This is a genomic window from Peterkaempfera griseoplana (genome assembly GCF_001418575.1).
Classification (GTDB): Bacteria; Actinomycetota; Actinomycetes; order Streptomycetales; family Streptomycetaceae; genus Peterkaempfera; species Peterkaempfera griseoplana.
Map to the genome: position 1 here is coordinate 1 of NZ_LIQR01000486.1, position 3,707 is coordinate 3,707.

The 3,707-nt window shown below is 76.7% G+C and carries 2 protein-coding genes and 1 pseudogene; all 3 read left to right on the plus strand.

Going from position 1 to position 3,707, the window contains the following annotated elements; translation table 11 throughout:
* Window positions 1-81: 81 nt before the first annotated feature.
* Window positions 82-912, plus strand: a complete 831-nt coding sequence (locus AOK09_RS30600) for a polysaccharide deacetylase family protein (RefSeq protein ID WP_079063563.1) — start codon at window positions 82-84, stop codon at window positions 910-912.
* Window positions 913-1,150: 238 nt separating this feature from the next.
* The gene (locus AOK09_RS30605) at window positions 1,151-2,515 is read left to right on the plus strand and encodes a M20/M25/M40 family metallo-hydrolase (protein WP_055590484.1); all 1,365 of its coding nucleotides are present in this window, start codon (window positions 1,151-1,153) and stop codon (window positions 2,513-2,515) included.
* Window positions 2,516-2,550: 35 nt separating this feature from the next.
* Window positions 2,551-3,707, plus strand: a pseudogene (locus AOK09_RS30610) (S9 family peptidase); the annotation flags it as partial.

Here is a 3,707-nt window from a genome sequence, read left to right on the forward strand (position 1 = left end):
CGTACGGCGCCCCCGGACCGCGCATCCCGGTGCGCACGGCCGGGCACGCCGTACGACCCACCCCCGAAGGGGCCCGCCGCCATGGCCGCTGAACCACTCGCCCGTGACCTGCGCCGCCCTCCGGCCCGCACCGGCTCCCGACCGCACCGGACGCCCTGGACGCTGCTGTACCACTCCGTCGACCGCGGTACGCAGGACCCCGATCCGTTCACCGTCACCCCCGAACGCTTCGCCGCCCAGATGCGCTGGCTGGACCGGCACGGACTGCGCGGCGTCGGCATGGCGGAGCTGCTGCGGGCGGCGGCCGGCGGCAGGGCCGCCGGCCTGGTCGGGCTGACCTTCGACGGCGGCTACGCCGACTTCCTCCACGGCGCCCTGCCGGTGCTGCAGTCGTACGGCTTCACCGCCACGGTGTACGTCGTCGCCGACCGCCTCGGCGGCCACAGCACCTGGAACCCGGAAACACCCGGCAGGCAGCTGCTCACCGCCGGCCAGGTCGCGGCGGTCGCCGACGCCGGGATGGAGATCGGCTCGCACGGCATGGCGCACACCGCGCTGCCGGGCCTGACCGGAGAGGTGCTCGCCACCGAGACGGCCCGCAGCCGGGAGGTGCTGCGCGCGGTCGCCGGCCGTCCGGTCGAGGGCTTCTGCTACCCGTACGGCGAGGTGGACAGCCGTTCCCTGGCCGCGGTGCGTGCGGCCGGCTACGACTACGCCTGCGCCGTCGGGCAGTCGCCGCTCAGCGGTCGCCATGCGCTGCCCCGCTGCCGTGTCGGTGACCGCGACCACGGCTGGCGGCTGCACGTCAAGCGGGCCCGGCACCTGGCGCAGGAGCTGCGCGGCGCGGCCGCCCGGCGGCGGACGCTCGGCGTCCCGGCCGGCGTGGGAGGCGGGCTGCGGCCCGCCGGGTGACCAGCGGCCCTGGGCGGGCCGCAGGGCCGTACCCGCCGCAGCGGGGATCGCCGCCGCACCGCCGGCAGCCGTGGCCGGTGGCGGGCGGCAGGCGGTGTCACGGGTGCGGACCGGTGTGCGGATCGGCGCCGTGTGCGTTCGGCCCCGGTGAACCCGGGCCGCGCCGCGCTGCCCGCCCGCCCCCTCGGCGGCTACGGTGGCCGGACAGGCAAGATCCACGACCCGAGGGGACCGGCCCATGACCGAGACCGTCCGGGAGGCGCAGCCCGCCGCCGACGCCCTGCTCTGCGAGGAGGCCGTACGGTTCACCTCCGAGCTGATCCGCATCGACACCAGCAACCGGGGTGGCGGGGACTGCCGGGAGCGCCCCGCCGCCGAGTACGTCGCCGCGCTGCTGGACGAGGCCGGCCTGCGGCCCCGGCTGCTGGAGTCGGCCCCCGGCCGGGCCAATGTGGTCGCCCGGATCGAGGGCAGTGAGCCGCAGCTGCCCGCACTGCTGGTCCACGGCCACCTCGACGTGGTGCCCGCCGAGGCCGCCGACTGGACGGTGCCGCCGTTCTCGGGCGAGATCCGCGACGGCGAGGTGTGGGGACGCGGCGCCATCGACATGAAGGACATGGACGCGATGATGGTCGCCGTCGCCCGCGCCTGGGCCCGCGACGGCCGCCGCCCCCGCCGCGACGTGGTGCTGGCCTTCACCGCCGACGAGGAGGACAGCGCCGCCGCGGGCTCCGCCTGGCTGGCCGAGCACCACCGGGACCTCTTCGAGGGCTGCACCGAGGGTGTCAGCGAGTCCGGCGGCTACACCGTGCACACCGCCGCCGGACAGCGCATCTACCCCGTGGCCGCGGGCGAGCGCGGCACCGCCTGGCTGCGCCTCACCGCCGACGGCCGGGCCGGCCACGGCTCCAAGCCCAACGCCTCCAACGCGGTCACCCGGCTCTGCGCCGCCATGGCCGCGATCGGCGCCCACCGCTGGCCGCTGCGGATGACCCCCACCGTACGGGCGGCGCTGACCGCCCTCGCCGAGGCCACCGGCACCCCGCTGGACCCGGCCTGCCTGGACGACCCGGCGGGCACCGGGGTGGACGACTTCGTCGCCCGGCTGGACCCGGCCGCGGCCGCGCTGGTCGCCGGCACCCTGCGCAACAGCGCCAACCCCACCATGCTCCAGGCCGGTTACAAGGTGAACGTCATCCCCGGCTCCGCGACCGGGGCCGTCGACGGACGGGTGCTGCCCGGCGGCGAGGAGGAGTTCACCGCCACCCTCGACCGGCTCACCGGACCCGACGTCACCTGGGAGTACCAGCACCGGGAGATCCCGCTCCAGGCACCGGTGGACTCCCCGGTCTTCACCGCGATGCGCGATGCGCTGCTCGCCCATGACCTGGGCGCCCACGTGGTGCCGTACTCCATGTCCGGCGGCACCGACGCCAAGCAGTTCTCCCGGCTCGGGATCACCGGCTACGGCTTCTCCCCGCTGCGGCTGCCGCCCGGCTTCGACTACCACGGGCTCTACCACGGCGTCGACGAACGGGTGCCGGTGCAGGGCCTGCACTTCGGCGTCCGGGTCCTGGACCGCTTCCTCTCCACCGTCGGCTGACACCCCCGCACACCATGGAAGGCGGATTCGCGGCCATGCCCACCACCGCTCCCCACGGCACCTGGCGGTCACCCGTCACCGCCCACCACGCCGCCGCCCACGACGGCCGCCCCGACTGGGTCGCCGCAGTGGGCGACGAGACCTGGTGGACCGAGCCGCGCCCGGCCGAGGAGGGCCGGGTCACCCTGGTCCGCCGCCGCGCCGACGGCTCCACCGCCCCGCTGCTGCCCGCGCCCTGGAACGTCCGCAGCCGCGTCATCGAGTACGGCGGCACCCCGTGGACGGCGCTGCCCGCCACCGCCGGCCGGGGCCCGGTCGCGGTCTTCACCCACTTCGCCGACCAGCGGCTCCACCGCTACGAGCCGGACGCCCCCGGGGCCGTCCCGCAGCCCCTCACCCCCGAGTCCGGCCGGCCCGCCCGGCTGCGCTGGGCCGACCCGGTGGTCGCCCCGGGCGGCACCGAGATCTGGTGCGTACGGGAGGCGTTCCACGGCCCGGGCCCCACCGATGTGCGGCGCTCCCTGGTCGCCGTACCGCTGGACGGCTCCGCGGCCGACGACCCGTCAGCCGTCCGGGAGCTGCTCGCCGACCGGCACTTCGTCACCGGCCCCCGTGTCTCCCCCGACGGCCGCCGGGTCGCCTGGATCGGCTGGGAGCACCCCGCGATGCCCTGGGACGGCACCGAGCTGCGGATCGCGGACATCGGCGACGACGGCACCCTCACCCGCGCCCGCACCGTCGCCGGCGGTCCCGACCAGGCCGTCTGCCAGGCCGAGTGGCTGGACGACCGCACCCTGGTCGCCGCCACCGACCCCGACGGCTGGTGGAACCTGCACCGGGTCGACGCGGACACCGGCGGGACGGTGAACCTCCGTCCCGCGCAGGAGGAGTTCGGCGGCCCCCTCTGGCGGATCGGACTGCGCTGGTTCGCGGTGCTCCCGGACGGCCGGATCGCCACCGTGCACGGGCGCGCCGACCTGCGCCTCGGCGTCCTCGACCCGGCCGGCGGCACCCTCACCGACGTCACCGGGCCTTGGACGGAGTGGGCCCCCACCCTGGACGCCCGCGGCGGCCGGATCACGGCGGTCGGCGCCGGCCCGGCCCGCGACTGGGAGGTGGTCGAGATCGACCCGGACGACCTCACCGCCAGGGTCGTCGGCCACCCCCACAGCGCTGTCCTTTATACACATCT

What these genes read in the sequence shown, in the direction of transcription:
- AOK09_RS30605 (WP_055590484.1), top strand. Translation starts at nt 1,151, where the DNA reads ATGACCGAGACCGTCCGGGAGGCGCAGCCCGCCGCCGACGCCCTGCTC.
- AOK09_RS30600 (WP_079063563.1), top strand. Translation starts at nt 82, where the DNA reads ATGGCCGCTGAACCACTCGCCCGTGACCTGCGCCGCCCTCCGGCCCGC.